This window comes from Chitinophagaceae bacterium (assembly GCA_030053935.1).
Classification (GTDB): domain Bacteria; phylum Bacteroidota; class Bacteroidia; order Cytophagales; family JASGCU01; genus JASGCU01.
The window spans coordinates 1-17914 of record JASGCU010000021.1; the positions used below are offsets into that span (position 1 = coordinate 1).

The window sequence follows — 17914 nt, forward strand, 5'->3', positions numbered from 1 at the left end:
TTTGTTAAAAAGTACATATATTTATATGATGTTCAAATATTTAATTTTTAGAACTTCCCTTTAATATAAATAATGGTAAAAAGAAAGAATAATGACATAAAAGATTAAAATTATCTTTTTTTAAATACTTTTGCATAAAAATATTTGCTAATATAATTTCTATTTTTAATTACTAAAAACATATTCAGGGAAAAATGAGTAAAAAAAGAATCATTAAAAGTTATGAAAAGCTAAGTCATCATCTCAAAAATTTATTGGAAGAGAGATATCCGAACGGTTTTATCGGACATACAATAAGATTAAAAAATAGTAGCAACGAACCTTATTTTGGTGTGCCTTTAGAAACAGAAGATACTTACTACATCGTAAAAGTAAATCCAAACGAGGCAAAAGATAAAAAAACAGAAGAGCATGATGAGTTTTCATCTCCCCATGAACATGACTATGATAACCATTCAGGAGTGAGTAGCATTGAACGTGAATACTTACAAGACATACATATTCCAATAGAAATAGAAAAAGATGATGAAAAAAAGTATTACGATAAGGGTGATACAGATGATGACGATGATGATGTAGTAGGGTTTAAAAAATTTAAACCGCTTTACGATACAGAGGATTGATGTGTCTTACTCATTTTTGGTGCTCAATATTTTTTTTACGGAAACGCATTACGTGAGATATTAACAGTCCTTTTTGGGGCATGGTATTGGTTTCCCTTTTTTTATTGTTTTTTTATTATAGTGGCTTTTTGGAAAAGAATTACATCCACTGCTGCATAAAAAAATAATGAGCATTAAAAAAAACACTTTTCTCTCAACATATCTTTTGTTTTTCATAGAATAATAATGAGGATAATGCCTTATTTTTTAGGAATAGTATTTTTTTCTACCGCAGGAGTTCCGCGTATTATCCAATCGGGTGGCGCTTGATTTTTGAGGTAGTAATCAAAGTATTGTTGCATACGAGTTTGCCAATCTCTCCTATTAGGATAAGTGATGGGCCAATGTGGTTGATTATTATAGTTCAGAAGCCATGCAGGTTTTTGTAGTCTTCTTAATCCTATAAAAAGTTCTATTCCTTGGTACCAAGGTACGTGTCCATCAGCATCATTATGAAGAATTAGAAGAGGAGTTTGGATTTTTTCTAACCAAAAGAGAGGAGAATTTTCTAAAAACCTGAGGGGGAATTGCCATACGCTACCTCCTATTCTACTTTGTGTATGCTCATATTGAAATGCCCTGTTCAATCCCGTTTCCCAACGGATACCGCCATAAGCACTAAACATATTTACCACAGGGGCACCAGCTTCTGCTGCCTTAAATATATTTGTTCTTGTAACCAAATATGCTACCTGATACCCACCCCAACTATGCCCCTGAACTCCAATATTTTCTTTATCTACAAAACCTTTTTCTAATAACGCCATTATACCGGGTAAAATAGCATTGTAGGCACTTTCTCCTGGATATCCTATTTTATAGGATATATCAGGAATAAAAACTATATACCCTCTTGATGTATAAAAAGTTACATTAATGGAAGATCTTCCAAAAGTAGGAGTATAGTGAGTGTGGAATTTGTCTGATTCTCTTTCATAAAAATAAACTATAATAGGATATTTTTTTTTAACGTCAAAGTTCTCGGGTTTATATAAAAGTCCTTGTAACTGTATGCCATCTAAAGAAGTCCAAGATACTATCTCTTCTGTTCCCCAAAAAAAATCTTTCTTTTGAGGATTTATTTCTGTTATTTTCTCACTCTTTGAAAAGCTATTATCGGTTATCAAAAGGTCGGGATATTCTTGAAAATTTTCTTTTGTGTAAATCCATTTATCCGCAGAGAGAGATTTTTTTTTGAAACGGATTACTTTATCTTCCTCTATCATTTGTTGAAAATTCGTTCCATCTGTCTTTACTATCGCTATCCCATGCCTTTTAGATGTTTCTTGAACCGTTTTCAAATACATTGGTTTTTGGGAATATATAAAATGTTCTTCCGTATTTATTTGTATATATCTATGCGATGTTTTATTGTTCCTTCCGGATGTAATACGTATTTTTTCTTGTGGATTTACAGGGTTTATTTTCCAAATGTCATATCTATCATATATATAGACAAAGGTATCTTTTTCACCCCATCCCGCAATTCCATATTCAGCCGGATAATCAGGCATATCATTCTCTTCATCTGCGAATAACTTCCCATTGGTCAGTTGAAAGGTTTTTTGTTTGCTAAAACTATAAGAAAACCAAGCCGTGTCTGTATGGCTAAACCAGTAGGCGTATCTTCCATAAGGCGAAACAGAAGGGCTTGTTTTTATCTTAGAAGCAATCATTTTTTTTGTTTTTGTTTCCCGTTCTAGTACATAGATATCTTTATAGGTAGGATATCCTTCATACATAGCGGAATGCTCATAAGCATCAGAAGATATTCCTAAAGCATATTGTTGTTCGCCGATGGTGGAAAGAATAATTTCAGGAATATCTTTTTCTCCCATCACAAAAATAGTTTTTTTGTTGAGGTCGTATTCTGCTAAATACGTTTTTTTTTTTTCTTTTTCCGCATTCACTTTTTGTTGGGAATAGAGCATACCCTCTCCATAATGCCATATATCTACATTGGGAGTTTCTTCGGGTAAAAGAGATGTATCTGTCCGAAAGGGTTCGGGAGCTATCCCAAAAAAGAGTTTTTCTTCATTATCAGAAAAAAATGGAGTATAGTTATCTGAAATGTTGTGTTTATAAGGAAGAGCAGGGTCGTTTGAGGAGATGAGAACTGAAGCACTGTCCCTGTTTTTTTTCCAAAAAAAGACATCGTGAATATGAATCTGTGATCGAGAATGAGTATCTTTTTCTACAAGAAAGGTAGCTTTTTCGCCGTTTTTAGAAAGTGAAAGATTTTTGAAATGCCAATAATTTCTCACCAATGATTGTGGATTCATGGTTGTCTTATCAAGAGTATATACTCCATTAAAAAAATCTTTATTATCTCCCGTTGTTTGAAAAAGTAATCTACTACCATTCTCGCTGAATGTATATTCTTTTACAAAGGGCAGAGAAAGTTCTTTTTTGTCTCTAAGACGAATTATTTTTAAAGAATATCCGTTTTTGTTACTCTGCTTTTTTTTATTTTTTTTTGATGATTGGGCAGTATCTTCGGTTTGTTTTGCATCTTTTTCTAAGAGGGCGGCGAGCCACTCTCCGTCTTTATGAGGAACTTTATATTGTCTTATATTTCCTATTGTAAACATTTTTTCTGTCTCTAATTCGTATACAATCAAGGAATCTTTTGGTATATCTTCTATTTTTTTCTTTCTTCTTTTGTATGCTCTTACAGAATCTAAAGGGAATTTTTTGAGAGCAATGAGATATTGCGAATTGTAAGTAAAGGTAGGGCTTGCGATAAACAAGATTTTTTTTTCTTTTTTGGTAGCAATATCTCGTAGAATCAAGGTATTATCTCCATCATCACACCCAAATACATAGTACACCCATTTGCCATCAGGGGATATTTGTTCTTCTTTTATGGTATTCCATTTTGCAACGTCCTCATGCTCTAACATTCTTTTTTGAGCAAAGACAAGGTTATGCCCCACGAATAGTATCCCTAACAGGGAAGCGAATAGATATGTTTTCATATATTTATTTTTGATGATCTATTAATAATAGTATTTTTTCTGAGAAGTTTTCCATCTCTTGAGATATAGTTTCATCTCCTGTTGCAGTAAGAATGCTTTGTGCCATACCTTTTATGCAGGTGGCATAGAATCTTTTTAAATCATCAGCAGGCATTTTGTCTGTCCATAGATTTATTTGGAGAGTGTTTTTGTGGGTATCATCCCATAATGCAAGAGACATTGCGGGTGTTTCTTCCAAAGCATTATTATCTTTATCATCTGCCTCCCAAAATATCCTCTGCGGAACTTTTTTCTCGTCTAGTAGTATCTTTAATTTGATTTCCGATTGTTTCATTGTAAGAAAAGTAAAAATAATATATATGATTTCTGCAAAGTATTATATTTTTATGATTTTACAATATCTATCACACAAAAGTGAAACCGTTGTGAATTAAAAATGTAAAAAAACGAATATTTTATTGCACCAATTCTATGTATTGAAGTTTATTTTATTTTTATGTTCTCATAAGTCATATAGTTTTAAACGTTGAGGTTTTTGTGAAAAGAACTTTTCGGGGTGGGGTCAACTTTGTTTTTCCAAATTTTCTATTATTTGAAATTCTTCTTGGGTAACTGGTTGTACAGAAAGACGAGGAACTTTTGTGAGGGGCATCTGAGAGAGATGAGTGTTTTTTTTAATTTCTTCTAAAGATATAGGTCGTAAAAGTTTTCTTTGAGGGATAAAATCTACTACCACCCAGTCTTCTTTTGGGTTTAGATTGGTAGGGTCAGGGTAAAATTCTTTGACCACTTTGGCTATTCCTACAATAGATTTCTCGTTTCCGCTGTGATAAAAAAAAGCCAAATCCCCGACTTTCATTGCTTTTAAGTTATTTCTTGCCTGATAGTTTCTTACCCCATCCCACATATCTCCTTTCATATTCACAAATGTATCCCACGAAAAGGTTTCGGGTTCTGTTTTGATAAGCCAGTATTTCATTTTTTGTTTATCTATATTTATACGTTACTGAATTGTTTTATTTCTTCATAGCGGAAGCAGTCTATTAAGTGGTCGTTTATCAATCCGGCTGCTTGTAAGTGTGCGTATATTACGGTGCTTCCTACAAATTTGAATCCTCTTTTTTTGAGGTCTTTACTGATGGTATCTGAGACCGAAGAGGTAGATGGGCATTGGCTGTGGTCTTTCCATTGGTTATGGATAGTTTTTCCGTTTACAAAGCTCCAAAAATAGGCATCGAAGCTTCCAAATTTCTCTTGAATGTTTAGAAATTCTCTTGCATTGCTTATAGATGACTGTATTTTCAATCTATTTCTGATGATTTCGGTGTTTTGTAGCAGTTCCAAAACTTTTTCTTCTGTGAAGAGGGCTACTTTTTGAGGGTCAAAGTTTTCAAAAGCATTTTTATATCCTTTTCTTTTTTTCAGAATGGTGCTCCAGCTGAGTCCTGCTTGAGCGGCTTCTAAAATAAGAAACTCAAAATGTTTTCTATCATCATGTACAGGAACCCCCCATTCTTCATCGTGGTAGCGGACGTATTCTTCAAAGTATCCCTCACACCATTTACATCTTTTTTTGAGCATTTTTTTATTTTTATGGTAGAACAATTTGAAACATATTTTACATTTTAGTACAAGCATCGAAAACGAATAGTTCCTTGAATGCTTTTCAATTCTTTGAGTATATCAGGGTTGTAATCTTTGTTAATGTCCGTGATGACATATCCTATTTCTGCGTTTGTTTTCAGGTATTGTCCTACTATATTTATAGCATGTTTGCTGAATATATTGTTGATTTTTGCCATAATACCGGGAATATTCGAATGGATATGTAAGAATCTATGGGCGTTTTCAAAATGTGGGAGGGAAACCGTTGGGAAATTGACCGCCCCGCTCGTAGACCCTGTGTTTATGTAATCCATGATTCTGTTAGGGACGAAAGAGCCGATATTTTCTTGTGCTTCCAAAGTGCTACCCCCTATATGGGGAGTAAGTATTGTATTAGGAAGCCCTCGCAGTTCATTTATAAATTCTTCTTCATTGCTGATGGGTTCATAAGGGAAAACATCTATTGCCGCTCCTGCTATTTTTTTATGAAGAATGTTTTCTCGCAAAGAATCTATATCTACTACGTGTCCTCTGCTGAGATTTAAAAATATGACCCCGTTTTTCATTTTTTCAAATTCTTTCTTACCAATAATGTTTTTATTTGATTTTCTTCCATCTACGTGAATGGTAATGACATCGGCGAGAGAGAGGAGAGTATCCAGAGAGTTGCATCTGAGGGCATTTCCTATTGCTAATTTTTCTTCTGTATCAAAGAAGCAGACCTTCATTCCTATTGCTTCTGCGAGAACAGATAATTGTGATCCAATATTTCCATAGCCAATTATTCCAAGTATTTTTCCTCGTACTTCAAAGCTATTTCCTGCGGATTTATTCCATTTCCCTTGGTGCATTTGGAGTATTTTATCAGGTATGTTTCTCATCAGCATAATAATTTCGCCTATTGCCAGCTCTACCACAGAGCGTGTATTACTAAATGGGGCATTAAAGACGAGAACTCCTTTTTTCATTGCATATTCTCCATCTATTTGATTCGTTCCTATGCAAAAAGCCCCAATAGATATAAGACGAGAAGCGTTTTCTAACACTTCTTTCGTTACTTGTGTTTTGGAACGGATACAGAGAATGGATATATCTTTTATTTTCTCTTTTAATTCGTTTTCTTCTAAGCCCGCAGGATACGTCTCAACGGTATACCCTTCATTCTTAAAAATTTCTGCCGCCTTGGGATGAATATTCTCTAACAAGAGTACTTTTATTCTATTTTTTGGATACGATGTAATGGTATTCATTTTATTTATGTATAAAAAATCATCAAAAGATGGGGTTATATAATCTGCTTTTTCTAATACTTTCTCTCGGGAAACGTTCTCTGTGAATGCAAAAAATTTAGTAGCAAAGCCCGATGCTTTCATTTCATAATCATTGTACCCATCACCTATTACATATATATCCCCTTTCAGTCCTAATTCTTTTATTTGTAATGGCTTCCCCCCATTTTGTGAAAGAATATTATTGGTATTAAACCCTATTATTTGCTCATTTGCATCAAATATAAATTCATTCGCAAATACATGACTTGGCTTGATATAATAATCCTTTACCACAGGGATTATAAACTCTTTAAACCCATTAGAAATAATATAGATGCTCTCTGTATAGCATTCAAAAAAACTTTTATTACGGGCTATAGATTTCGTAACTTGTTTTTTCAACATATGTATGAGTTCTGTAATATCTTTTTTTCCTGCTTTTAAAAGGGCTATTCTCTGCTGTAAAGAGCTCTTAAAGTCAATGTCTCCGTTCATCCCCTTCTGAGTGATTTCTTGTATTTTATCTACTATGGTATTTCTTTCGGGGTTCTCTTTCAAAGATATTTCACAGAGTAAGTCCAATCCTTCTACCCGTGTAAATGTGCTATCGAAATCTATGACAAATTTTTTATCCATTCTTTATATTCTCTATTTTTTATAATTTTGAATGGCTTGTCTTACTGTCTTATAAATATTTAAGAGCTCAGCCGCTTCCATATTTCCTATTTTTAGTTCTTCCATTATTATGGTTACAGCCCGATGACGCAGTTTATCATTGGTAGGTTTCATATCTATCATTTTATTTCCTTTCACGTGTCCTGATTGTATCATCAAAGAAGTGCTTATCATATTGAGGATAAGTTTTTGAGCTGTTCCGGATTTCATACGAGTACTTCCCGTAACAAATTCAGGACCTACTAATGCCTCTATAGGAAAATCGCATGCCTTTGCTAATGGGGTATTTTCGTTGCATGTGATACATCCCGTAACGAGACCGTGTTTTTTTGCTTGCTGAATAGTCCCTAATACGTAAGGAGTTTTCCCCGAAGCGGCTATACCGATGACCGTATCCTCTTTTTTTGGTTGAAAGAAGCTGATATCTTCCCATCCTTGTTTTTGGTCATCTTCAGCATGTTCTACGGAAGTTCTGATAGCAGTATCTCCTCCTGCTATAATACCTATAAATACATCCGATGAAACCCCATAAGTAGGTGGGCATTCCGAAGCATCTAAAATCCCTAATCTGCCACTTGTTCCCGCTCCTATGTAAAAAACCCTCCCGCCTTTTTTCATCTGTGGAAGGATCGCTTTTACTAATTTTCCAATAGAATCTAATGATTTTTCTACAGCAATAGCAACTTTTTTGTCCTCATTATTTATGTGAAATAAAATATTCTCAACAGACATGTTTTCCAAAAAATGGTACAAAGAACTTGTTTCTGTGTTCATATTACATTATAAATTTAGTATTATATAAATTTTCCGTTTGATAAGGTTGGTATTTGGTTTTGTATAATAAATCTATGTTGTTTCAATTTTAGTGAATTTTTTGGGGCTTCCGAATCTCTATTGTATCTAAAACTACCCCGTTGCTTCAAATATTTGTTACATAGCTTTTATTTTATAATTGAATCTTAAACTTTTTATCTATTATACACAAAATCTATTATATACAAAAATATAATAGATTCGGCCATTAAAAATATTGAATCCATTTACTAATCAGGGTTTTATAGGGGTTCTTGTAGATACTACTTATTTATCTTCAGGTTGGTACTTGGAAAGAGTAAGTATTTTTTTTGCGTTTGTTTCTTTCATAACATCAGGAGGACTTAATGTTGCAGTATGAGAATACGCATTTATTATTTCCCAACCTATCCATTCTGCAATTCTCCCAGGGCATTTTTCTCCCATTTCTGCTATTTTAGGTCTTTCCCCTATAAATTTTTGCTTGGTAAAATGACTCGTTTCGTAAAGTAAATTATTTTGGACAAAATTAGCCCATATAATTTCTTGATTTTCTTTCACATCTCTCATTTCTTGGCTTGTATACCCAATAAGAATGCTGTCCGCCGCACAAGGAAGCATCGTTTGTGCAAAATAATAGCTCTTCCCACGAGATACCATCTCATTTAGTAACGTATTATCATCAAAGTTTTCACTATTATACTGTTGTGACAGAAAAAGTAACCACAAAGGAACTATATACTCGGGCTTAAATCTCCGCTGAATATAAAAAGGTCTATCATTAGGAAAATATTTTGCGTCTTTCCCGATAAAATACTCTAAACCAATCACAATAAGAGAATCAGAAAAATAAACATCTTTATAAAACCCAGAAACAAAAGTGACTATCCTCGGAGGAACAAAATCGGGATAATAGTATTTTATATTTTTAAAAGCACTTTCAAATTGCCTTTTTATCGGTTCAAAATTTGCAAACTTACGATGGACATCTTTATAAAGAGAATCTATATAGACGTTGGTAATAACATCTTGAAAAAGAATGCGAGCAAGTGCAGAATCGTGAGGATATTCAGTAGCATCTAAATAATAATCACTGACATCCCTATATTTTTGTAAAAAAGAGACAACTTCTCCCGTTGATTTACAAGAAAAAAGGGACTGCTCTGCCCTTTCTATAGATACTTTCACGGAAATCGTGTCAACGGTTTCATTTACAGTACATTTTTTTTTCTCACAAAAACAAAAAAACACACAAACAGATATATATATATATAATCGCATATTGGTAATACATAAAAAAACGATAAGATTTTTACTTTTGAGACCGCTCCGAATAGTAAAAATGTAAGTTCTCAAAAGGATTCACAATTTATTATTGTAAATAATCAAAAATATTAAAATTAAAACACTCCTTTTTTGAGAAAGAGTGAGTATTTTATAAGTGGTCTGTGTAAAAATACTTATTTTCATGTAAAAATACTTATTTTTCATCTTAATAAGTAGATAAAACTATTAAAAGAGTAAATCTTATTAGAATTTTAATTATATTTCTTACTTTTCGTACTACATCTAGATTATTTTACTGCTACATTATTTTACTGCATTATATTCTTGTTTTTATAAAATCTTTATACCACAGTAAAAATTATTATTTTGATGAATAATTATTCATATATTTCAAATGCTGATCCTGTTGTTATAGAACAGATGTATCAAGAGTTTAAAAAAAATCCAGGTTCTGTGGATATTTCTTGGCAAAAGTTTTTTCAGGGCTACGAATTTTGTCTTGTTTCGGGGGAGAGAGAGAAAAACACTAATAGTTTAGAGGGAATTGAAAGTATTTCTGAGAAAGAAATACAAGTAAGGAATTTAATATATGCCTACAGGTCAAGAGGGCATCTTCGTTCTAAAACAAATCCTATCAGAGAAAGAAGAGATAGAAAACCTGCCTTAGACATCTCTTATTTTGGGCTATCGGATGCGGATATGGATACAGAATTTAGAGTAGGGGCAGAGATAGGCATAGGAAAAGCATCCTTGAGAAAAATAATAGAAAACCTCTCCTATATCTACGAAAGATCTATAGGTTTTGAATATATGCACATAAGAACTCCTGAAATACAAAAATGGTTTATTAATAAAATAGAACAAGGATTGCCAAGTTTTACACTTTCCTTAGAAGAAAAAACAAGAATTGTAAAAAAACTCAACCAAGCAGTTGCTTTTGAAAATTTTTTACACACAAAATATGTAGGACAAAAAAGATTTTCCTTAGAAGGAGGAGAAACAACCATTCCCGCTTTAGATGCTCTTATTTATAAACTATCACAACTGGGGGTAAAAGAAATAATGATTGGCATGGCACACCGTGGGCGTTTAAATGTTTTAACCAATATTATGAGTAAAACATACGAGCAAATCTTTAATGAGTTTGAGGGAACAATTCCCGATCAAACCATGGGTGATGGGGATGTAAAATACCACATGGGCTACTCAAGCCAGATAATGACAGATAATGGTTATGTAGATATAAAGCTTGCCCCTAATCCCTCTCATTTAGAAGCTGTTGACCCTATAGTTCTCGGATTTATTCGTGCAAAAGCAGATAAAGTGTACCATAATGATTATACAAAATGCATTCCTATACTTATACACGGAGACGCTGCACTAGCAGGGCAAGGGATTATTTATGAAATTATTCAAATGTCAAAATTAGAAGGGTACACAACCGGAGGAACTATTCATTTTGTTATTAATAATCAGGTAGGGTTTACTACTGATTTTGATGATGCAAGGTCAAGTATTTACTGCACCGATATAGCAAAGACAATAGATGCTCCCATACTTCATGTAAACGGAGATGATCCCGAGGCAGTGGTATTTTGTTCTTATTTAGCATCAGAGTTCAGACAAACTTTCCAACAGGATGTCTTTATAGATATGGTTTGTTATCGGAAGCACGGGCATAATGAGAGTGACGAGCCGAAGTTTACACAACCAACGCTCTATACTCTCATTTCCAAACACCCAAATCCACGAGAAATATATAAAAAATATTTGATAGAAAAAGGAGTTTTAGAAACAGATATAGTAACTAAAATGGAAGAAGAATTTAAAAACCTTCTTCAAGATCGACTTAATATGGTAAAAGAACATACTCTTCCTTACAAATATTCAGAAATGGAACAAGAATGGAAAAATATGAGACGTTCTACCCCACAAGATTTTGAATCTTCTCCTCAAACTAACATCTCATTAGAAACTATACAAAAAGTAGGAAAAGCTTTGACTACTATTCCCAATAATTTTGTTCCAATAAAACAAATAGAGAAAGTCCTTCGGGATAGAAATACAATGTTTTTTGAGGAAAAAAAACTAAACTGGGCATCAGCAGAATTATTAGCGTATGGTTCTCTTTTATTAGAAAATAAAACAGTCCGAATAACGGGACAAGACGTTCAGAGAGGTACTTTTTCTCACAGACACGCAGTAATAAGAGACCAGGAGAAAAATAATAGTTATAATATGCTCAATTTTATCGAAAAGGGACAGGAAGAGTTTAAAATTTTTAATTCTCCCCTTTCAGAATTTGGAGTATTGGGGTTTGAATTTGGGTACGCTATGGCAAATCCTAACGCATTAGTAATATGGGAAGCACAATTTGGTGATTTTGCTAACGGGGCACAGGTAATAATAGACCAATTTATAATCCCCTCTTACACAAAATGGCAGAGAATGAACGGAATAGTATTATTATTACCCCATGGATATGAAGGGCAAGGACCAGAACACTCCAGCGGAAGGTTAGAAAGATTCTTACAAATGTCTTCAGGAAATAATATATTTGTTTGTAATATAACTACCCCTGCTAATTTTTTTCATTTTTTACGAAGACAGTTAGTATATCCTTTCCGAATGCCCTCTGTAGTTATGTCTCCCAAATCACTTTTCCGAAATCCGCTTGCGACCTCTCCCATTTCTCATTTTACCGATGGAAAATTTCAAGAAATACTATGTGAGGACAATCCAAACCCTAAAAATGTAAAAAAAATACTTTTTTGCACAGGAAAAATATATTACGACCTTTTAGAAGAAAAAGAAAAAGAAAAAAAAGAAGATATTGTTATCATAAGAATAGAACAACTCCACCCATTTCCTAAAAACCAAATCTTGAACAAAATAAATATCTACAATAAAGCAAAGTTATACTGGGTACAAGAAGAACCTGAAAACATGGGAGCATATTTTTACATCATGAGATTACTGAAAGAACAAACAATACAAGCTATAAGTAGAAAATCAGCAGCTTCCCCAGCAACTGGTTATTATAAATTACATAACAAAGAGCAGTTAGAAATAATAAAACAATCAATTTCATAAAAAAAGAGAATGGAAAATAAAACAGAGTTTTTTTTGTATGTGGTTTTTGGATTTATTATTATTTTATCCCTCGTAATAGACCTGGGATTTATTCATAAACAATCAAGCAGTATAAAACAAAAAGAAGCAACTATACAATCATTAATTTGGGTACTTCTCAGTGGATGTTTTGGATTATTTATATATTTTTGGTATGATCCAAATGGTGATACCGATTCCCTCACTTCCACTATTGAATATTATTCTGCATACCTCACAGAATATGCTCTTTCTATGGATAATATATTTATTATTTTGCTTATCGTTAGATATTTTAAAATAAAAGATATATACCTCCATAAAGTTCTTTTTTGGGGAATATTAGGAGCAGTTTTTTTTAGAGGAATATTTATCTTTGTAGGAGCGTATGTAATCCATGAATTTCATTATGTTCTCTATCTATTTGCACTTATTTTAATGTATTCAGGAGTAAAATTAATGAAAGAAGATACTGGAGCAGAAAAAGAATTTGATGGAGAAAGAAACTTTATATTACGTATGTGTAAGAAGTACTTACATTTTAGCGAATCCGATGGGGATGGGAATTTTTTTATAAGAAAAAAAAATAAAATATATTTTACCACTCTCTTTTTAGCAATAATTTTAGTAGAAACTACGGATATAGTATTTGCTGTAGATTCTATCCCCGCAGCTTTTGGTATAAGTGAAGATGAATTTATTATTTATACCTCCAATATATTCGCTGTATTAGGGTTGAGGTCTATGTTCTTTCTTCTTTCTAATATAATAGATAAATTCCATCTCCTCTCAAAAGCACTTGCTGTAATACTTATACTGGTAGGTACAAAAATGCTAATACATGATATTGTATTAATAGATAGATGGCACTTAGAATCCCGATTTATAGCCATTGTTTCTTTTTCTGTCATAATATCTTTATTACTTATATCTATTGTGTTATCTATTCTCTTCCCGAAAAAAGCAATAGTAGAAAAGTAGTATAGACATTTTCTAACAAATGTTCATACTACTTTTTTATGATGGTGAGAAACAGTTTTCTTAAAAGGAGTGTATTTGTTAAGATGGTAGATACAATATATTTTTACAAAAACTATTCTATCTATCCAATACTATACATTCTCTATGCAAATATATAATCTGTTTTTGAAACGAAAAATCGTCGTAGCTTTCGTCATCTGCTGCATCATATTTTTTTTACTCTGGGGATTTCAATACACAACACTTTTTCTTGCCGAACACCTCATAAAACAGACCGTGGAAAGGGAAAGTAAAGGTTTATATTTCCTTCGTTTTGAAAAAATATCATTTCATATATGGGATGAAACAATACACCTGAAAAACGCCACGTTTTCCCCTCAAGATTCTCTATCCACTCATGATTCTACTACTACATATCATATTCAAACAAAATCTTTTAACATACAATTAAAAGATATATGGAAAATATATGTTGAAAAAGACCTCTCTATACAAAAAATAATCCTCGATAATCCCTCTATTCTATGCAAAAAAAACACAAATAGTACCAAAGATAATAACGGGCATAAGCATATTTCAAAAGAATTAGAAAATTTTTATGCAAATATACGAAAATACCTCGTGCATTTTCAGATAAAAAGCTTCTCTATAAAAGATGGAAATATAGATTATGTATTCCATACCCCTCAAAAAAAAATAGTTTTTGAGTTTCATGGTATCCATTTTAGAGTCACTAACTTTGAACTTTGGAGAGATAACCCTTCAGAAAATACACATTCTTTCTATACCGATAATATTATATTAGAAATCAAAAATCAAAAAATCTATTTTGAAAATAAAGGATATGTCGCCTCTTTTGATAACCTTTTTATAGATACCCAAAAAAAATACGCAGAATTTAAAAAACTAAAAATTGTAAAAATAGAGCAAGTCCCCGATGATAAAAATAAAAATATCTGCAATATACACCTCGCACATCTCACATTAAACGGAGTTGACTTTCTTAAAATATCCCATGATACTCTGCAAGTGGAATCTATCATTCTACAGAAACCAATTGTAGATATTGTTCAAAATAGTACTAAAAATCATTCTAAAAATTTCCATATAGAAACTCTTATCCCTTCTTTTTTTACCTCTTTATTAAAAAGCAATATTATAAATAATCTCCATTTCCAAAAAGGAATTATCCATATCCGAACCCCATCCGGAGAAAACTTCTCCCTTCAAAATACTTCTTTCTCCCTCTTCCAAATACAATTGGATAGCGCTACTTTATTAGATTCAAAAAAACAATTGGTACAAAAACTTACCTTCACAATAGAAAAATATACCCACATTCTATCCGATAAAAATCATCAAGTATCCGTAGAAAATATATCTTTTACAGGTTCTGACTCCTCTTTTTCCGCTCAAAATATCCAAATTACCCCCCAATTTTCCCCGAATTCTAAAAATATACGCATAGAAAAAATCCATATAAAAAAAATAGATTGGAAAACATTATTAGAAACAAAAAAAAAACGCATAAAAGAGATAACAGTAGAAAACGTATTTATTCATATAATCTTAAAAGATAAAAAAACATTCTCTACCCACCTCAATATAAAATCCGATAGCATTCCTATTTACACATTGCCTTTTTTTCAAAACCTATTCATAGAAAAAATAGAAATAAAAAACGCACAAATAAACATAAACCACTCTAAAAATATACCCATCTTATCCATTGAAAATCTAAATATTAACATATCCCAATTTCCATTCCCCAGAACATTTTCTCTAAAAAAAATAGTAGAAAGTAAGGATTATAATATATCCACAGACAATATCATCTATAATATAGATCATGAAAACACTCTCACCCTAGCAGGAATATCACTATCTGCCACCTCATCAAACCAAAATATCCTCAAAGCAAAAAAAATGCACTTCCTTTCCCAAAAAAATAACTCTTCTTTTTTCACCGACTACGCAGAAATAACAAATATATTTTCATCAAAATACTCTCAAAAAGAGCATATACACGCTCAAAAAATCAGCATAGAAAACCCAAATCTGCAACTATTTGTCTCAAATATGAAAACAGAAACACAACATTCTTTCTTGCACAACGACTTTCACACAGATACCATGGAAATAAAAAACGGAACACTCTCTTTCCAAACCGATTCTCTCTCTCTCTTCTTATCTGGCACACATATTTTCATTGCCAATCCGCCAATACAAAATACTACTCATTCTCAAGAAAATAATTGGAAAACAATACAAAATGCCACAATAGATATTAGAAACTATACTTTCAAAAAACAAAATACTTTTGCAATACAGGGAGAATACATTACCGCTGCTTTGCACAATGACACTGCTGCTTTGCAGAGTACAGCCATTGCTTTGCATACACATACCACACTTCACTCCACAGACACTCTTTTTTTAGAAAATATAGATATAAACGGTATTCTTTGGAAAAAAATAACCAACGGAACCTTGGAATGTAACGCCATTACAAACACAAACGGAAAACTTTCTCTCCACATATTCCCCACAATGCAAAAACATTCCCCCGATACCTCACATATTAAAAAAATACTCAAAAAAACCCTCTCCCATTCTCTCAAACACATAAAAATACACTCTCTCAAACCCCATTTTTCCTCAATACATATACAAAAAGAAGACACTTCTTTTACCATGAAAAACTTATTTTTGCACATATCTGCTTTTGAAATAGATAAACATACCATGGAAAAACAAAATACTCTCTTTGCATTTCAAGATATAGCACTGCACAGCGGAAAAAACCGAATAGAATACCCATATTTTCTCTTTCAAAACGATAGTTCTCTTTTTTCTACCCAACAAAAACTCTTGATTCTCAAAAGAAATACTCTCTCTCTGAAAACAACTCTATTATTGCAAAATGATAGTATTATTTGCAAAGACATAGATGCGCATACCCTATTTCATAATGGAAGCATTATCATAAAAAATATAGCGATTTATTCCAATAATGTACTTATTCAAACGCCAAATAGTACCCACCCTCACCCGTCCCTCCCCAATATTACCATAAAAGAATTCCTTTGGCATAGCAAAAAAACACATCTTGCAATAGAATCTCCTATTCTCAAACACATTTCTTCCGAAAAATCCAAAATATCTTTTAGAAATATAACGCTCAATCCCTTTTCGTATGAGGCATACCAGATAATTATAGAAAATGGAAACATATATCCCAAAGATGCCCTCCAAACTATATATTTCCATTCATTGAATACCCTATATAATAAGGACACCGCCCTATTTATAATAGAAAAACTGCACTATAAAAGCGATAATACCGCTACAAATATATATAATGTGTTTCAAAAAAACCATACCACTGCCTCTGCAGACAAAATAACTATCCTGCACACCGATATTCTCAAAAGTATTATTACACAAAAACTCACATCTCCCTTTATAGAGATACAGAATCCTAAAATAACCCTTTTCAAAAATAGAAAATTGTCAGCAGAACATAAAAAACATCCATTTTATGAAATACAGGTACAGAAAAGCCCCATTCCATTAGATATACAGACGATGAAAATACATAATGGGCTTCTCTCTTATCATGAAATATCTAAAAAAGGGCATCAAAGCGGGGAAATTTTTTTGGCAAATATGGATGCGACTATCAAAGATATTCATAAACACGGGACAATCAGTGGAGATGCACATTTTAAGGTAATGGGAGCGGGCAATATACATACTACTTTCCAATTTCAACAAAAAGCGACCAACCCCATACACACAATAGAAGGGAATCTCGGTAGTTTTGACCTCAAATTATTGAATCATTTTTTAGAAAACGTGGGTTTTACCTCTGTAAAAACAGGAAAAGTAGATACTATGCTTTTTTCTATGAAGTTAGAACCCAACGAATCTACGGGAACGGTAGTTTTTTTATACAAAGACCTCAAAATTAAAATACTGCATAACGAAGAATATCACAAAAGAAAGATAGGCAGCAACATATCCACATTCTTTGCAAATACTTTTATTGTTTCTAATCAAAATCCCCACCCCACTTTCACTAAAATTGGCAATATCTCTTTTGAAAGAGACAGTACAAAAAGCATTTTTAACTACCTTGCCAAATCATTCCTCAGTGGTATCATCAGTAGCATCGGCATAAAAAATGTAGAAAACAAACTCAAAGAAAAAACAATCCGCAAAAACAAATAGCTTTTCCTGGTAATCAAGAGAATTGAGAAAGAATTATGAATTATGTAGGTCGAGCCTATGTGTCCACCCGATATACTATCATTGATATGGAGAGTTTTCAAAAATTCCTTCTTACACAAATATTTAATTTGAAAACTATTTTTAAGAGAAATGGGTAGTGAGAAAAATTCTGTTCTTCCCATCCATTTCAGCAAAAAAAAGCATGTTTTTTATTTTTTTTGAATGCATACTTTGGTTACAAAAATAAAATATTTAAAAAAAATATATATTACCTTTGTGATGCAAAAGGTATTTTAAGTATATAGAAACATTAATTACA

11 protein-coding genes are annotated in these 17914 nt (G+C 32.4%); 4 read left to right on the forward strand and 7 right to left on the reverse strand.

What is annotated here, in order from left to right; all coding sequences use genetic code 11:
- Positions 1-254 precede the first annotated feature (254 nt).
- A complete protein-coding gene (locus QM536_03785) occupies positions 255-623 on the forward strand; it encodes a hypothetical protein (GenBank protein ID MDI9356132.1) in 369 nt (122 codons plus the stop codon).
- A 239-nt stretch (positions 624-862) separates the two neighbouring features.
- Here QM536_03785 and QM536_03790 read toward each other — a convergent pair whose 3' ends face one another.
- The 7 genes from QM536_03790 to QM536_03820 form a co-directional block, all read right to left on the reverse strand.
- Positions 863-3640 (reverse strand): prolyl oligopeptidase family serine peptidase, encoded by a 2778-nt coding sequence (locus QM536_03790; GenBank protein ID MDI9356133.1) that lies wholly within the window; start codon positions 3638-3640, stop codon positions 863-865.
- A 4-nt stretch (positions 3641-3644) separates the two neighbouring features.
- Positions 3645-3974, reverse strand: a complete 330-nt coding sequence (gene gldC / locus QM536_03795) for a gliding motility protein GldC (protein ID MDI9356134.1) — start codon at positions 3972-3974, stop codon at positions 3645-3647.
- Between the two features lie 228 nt (positions 3975-4202).
- Complete coding sequence (locus tag QM536_03800) at positions 4203-4619, reverse strand: EVE domain-containing protein (GenBank protein ID MDI9356135.1); 417 nt, start codon at positions 4617-4619, stop codon at positions 4203-4205.
- 17 nt (positions 4620-4636) lie between these two features.
- On the reverse strand, positions 4637-5221 hold the full coding sequence (locus QM536_03805) for a DNA-3-methyladenine glycosylase I (protein MDI9356136.1): 585 nt from the start codon (positions 5219-5221) through the stop codon (positions 4637-4639).
- 44 nt (positions 5222-5265) lie between these two features.
- The gene (serA, locus tag QM536_03810; protein ID MDI9356137.1) at positions 5266-7152 is read right to left on the reverse strand and encodes a phosphoglycerate dehydrogenase; all 1887 of its coding nucleotides are present in this window, start codon (positions 7150-7152) and stop codon (positions 5266-5268) included.
- Positions 7153-7164: 12 nt separating this feature from the next.
- Positions 7165-7965, reverse strand: a complete 801-nt coding sequence (gene murQ / locus QM536_03815) for an N-acetylmuramic acid 6-phosphate etherase (GenBank protein ID MDI9356138.1) — start codon at positions 7963-7965, stop codon at positions 7165-7167.
- A gap of 306 nt (positions 7966-8271) precedes the next feature.
- Positions 8272-9264 carry a hypothetical protein gene (locus QM536_03820; protein MDI9356139.1) on the reverse strand — a complete coding sequence of 331 codons (993 nt, stop codon included), beginning with the start codon at positions 9262-9264 and terminating at the stop codon, positions 8272-8274.
- A gap of 375 nt (positions 9265-9639) precedes the next feature.
- On the opposite strand from QM536_03820, the gene QM536_03825 reads away from it, so the two are divergent.
- The 3 genes from QM536_03825 to QM536_03835 all read left to right on the forward strand — a co-directional run bounded on the left by QM536_03825 (position 9640) and on the right by QM536_03835 (position 17595).
- On the forward strand, positions 9640-12363 hold the full coding sequence (locus tag QM536_03825) for a 2-oxoglutarate dehydrogenase E1 component (protein MDI9356140.1): 2724 nt from the start codon (positions 9640-9642) through the stop codon (positions 12361-12363).
- A 9-nt stretch (positions 12364-12372) separates the two neighbouring features.
- Positions 12373-13362, forward strand: a complete 990-nt coding sequence (locus QM536_03830; GenBank protein MDI9356141.1) for a TerC/Alx family metal homeostasis membrane protein — start codon at positions 12373-12375, stop codon at positions 13360-13362.
- Between the two features lie 144 nt (positions 13363-13506).
- Entirely contained in the window at positions 13507-17595 is a 4089-nt protein-coding gene (locus QM536_03835; GenBank protein MDI9356142.1) for a hypothetical protein, read from the forward strand.
- The last annotated feature ends 319 nt before the right edge of the window (positions 17596-17914 follow it).

Coding starts and splice junctions, on each gene's coding strand:
- QM536_03790 (MDI9356133.1), bottom strand. CDS start 3,640: ATGAAAACATATCTATTCGCTTCCCTGTTAGGGATACTATTCGTGGGG.
- gldC (MDI9356134.1), bottom strand. CDS start 3,974: ATGAAACAATCGGAAATCAAATTAAAGATACTACTAGACGAGAAAAAA.
- QM536_03800 (MDI9356135.1), bottom strand. CDS start 4,619: ATGAAATACTGGCTTATCAAAACAGAACCCGAAACCTTTTCGTGGGAT.
- QM536_03805 (MDI9356136.1), bottom strand. CDS start 5,221: ATGCTCAAAAAAAGATGTAAATGGTGTGAGGGATACTTTGAAGAATAC.
- serA (MDI9356137.1), bottom strand. CDS start 7,152: ATGGATAAAAAATTTGTCATAGATTTCGATAGCACATTTACACGGGTA.
- murQ (MDI9356138.1), bottom strand. CDS start 7,965: ATGAACACAGAAACAAGTTCTTTGTACCATTTTTTGGAAAACATGTCT.
- QM536_03820 (MDI9356139.1), bottom strand. CDS start 9,264: ATGCGATTATATATATATATATCTGTTTGTGTGTTTTTTTGTTTTTGT.
- QM536_03825 (MDI9356140.1), top strand. CDS start 9,640: ATGAATAATTATTCATATATTTCAAATGCTGATCCTGTTGTTATAGAA.
- QM536_03830 (MDI9356141.1), top strand. CDS start 12,373: ATGGAAAATAAAACAGAGTTTTTTTTGTATGTGGTTTTTGGATTTATT.
- QM536_03835 (MDI9356142.1), top strand. CDS start 13,507: ATGCAAATATATAATCTGTTTTTGAAACGAAAAATCGTCGTAGCTTTC.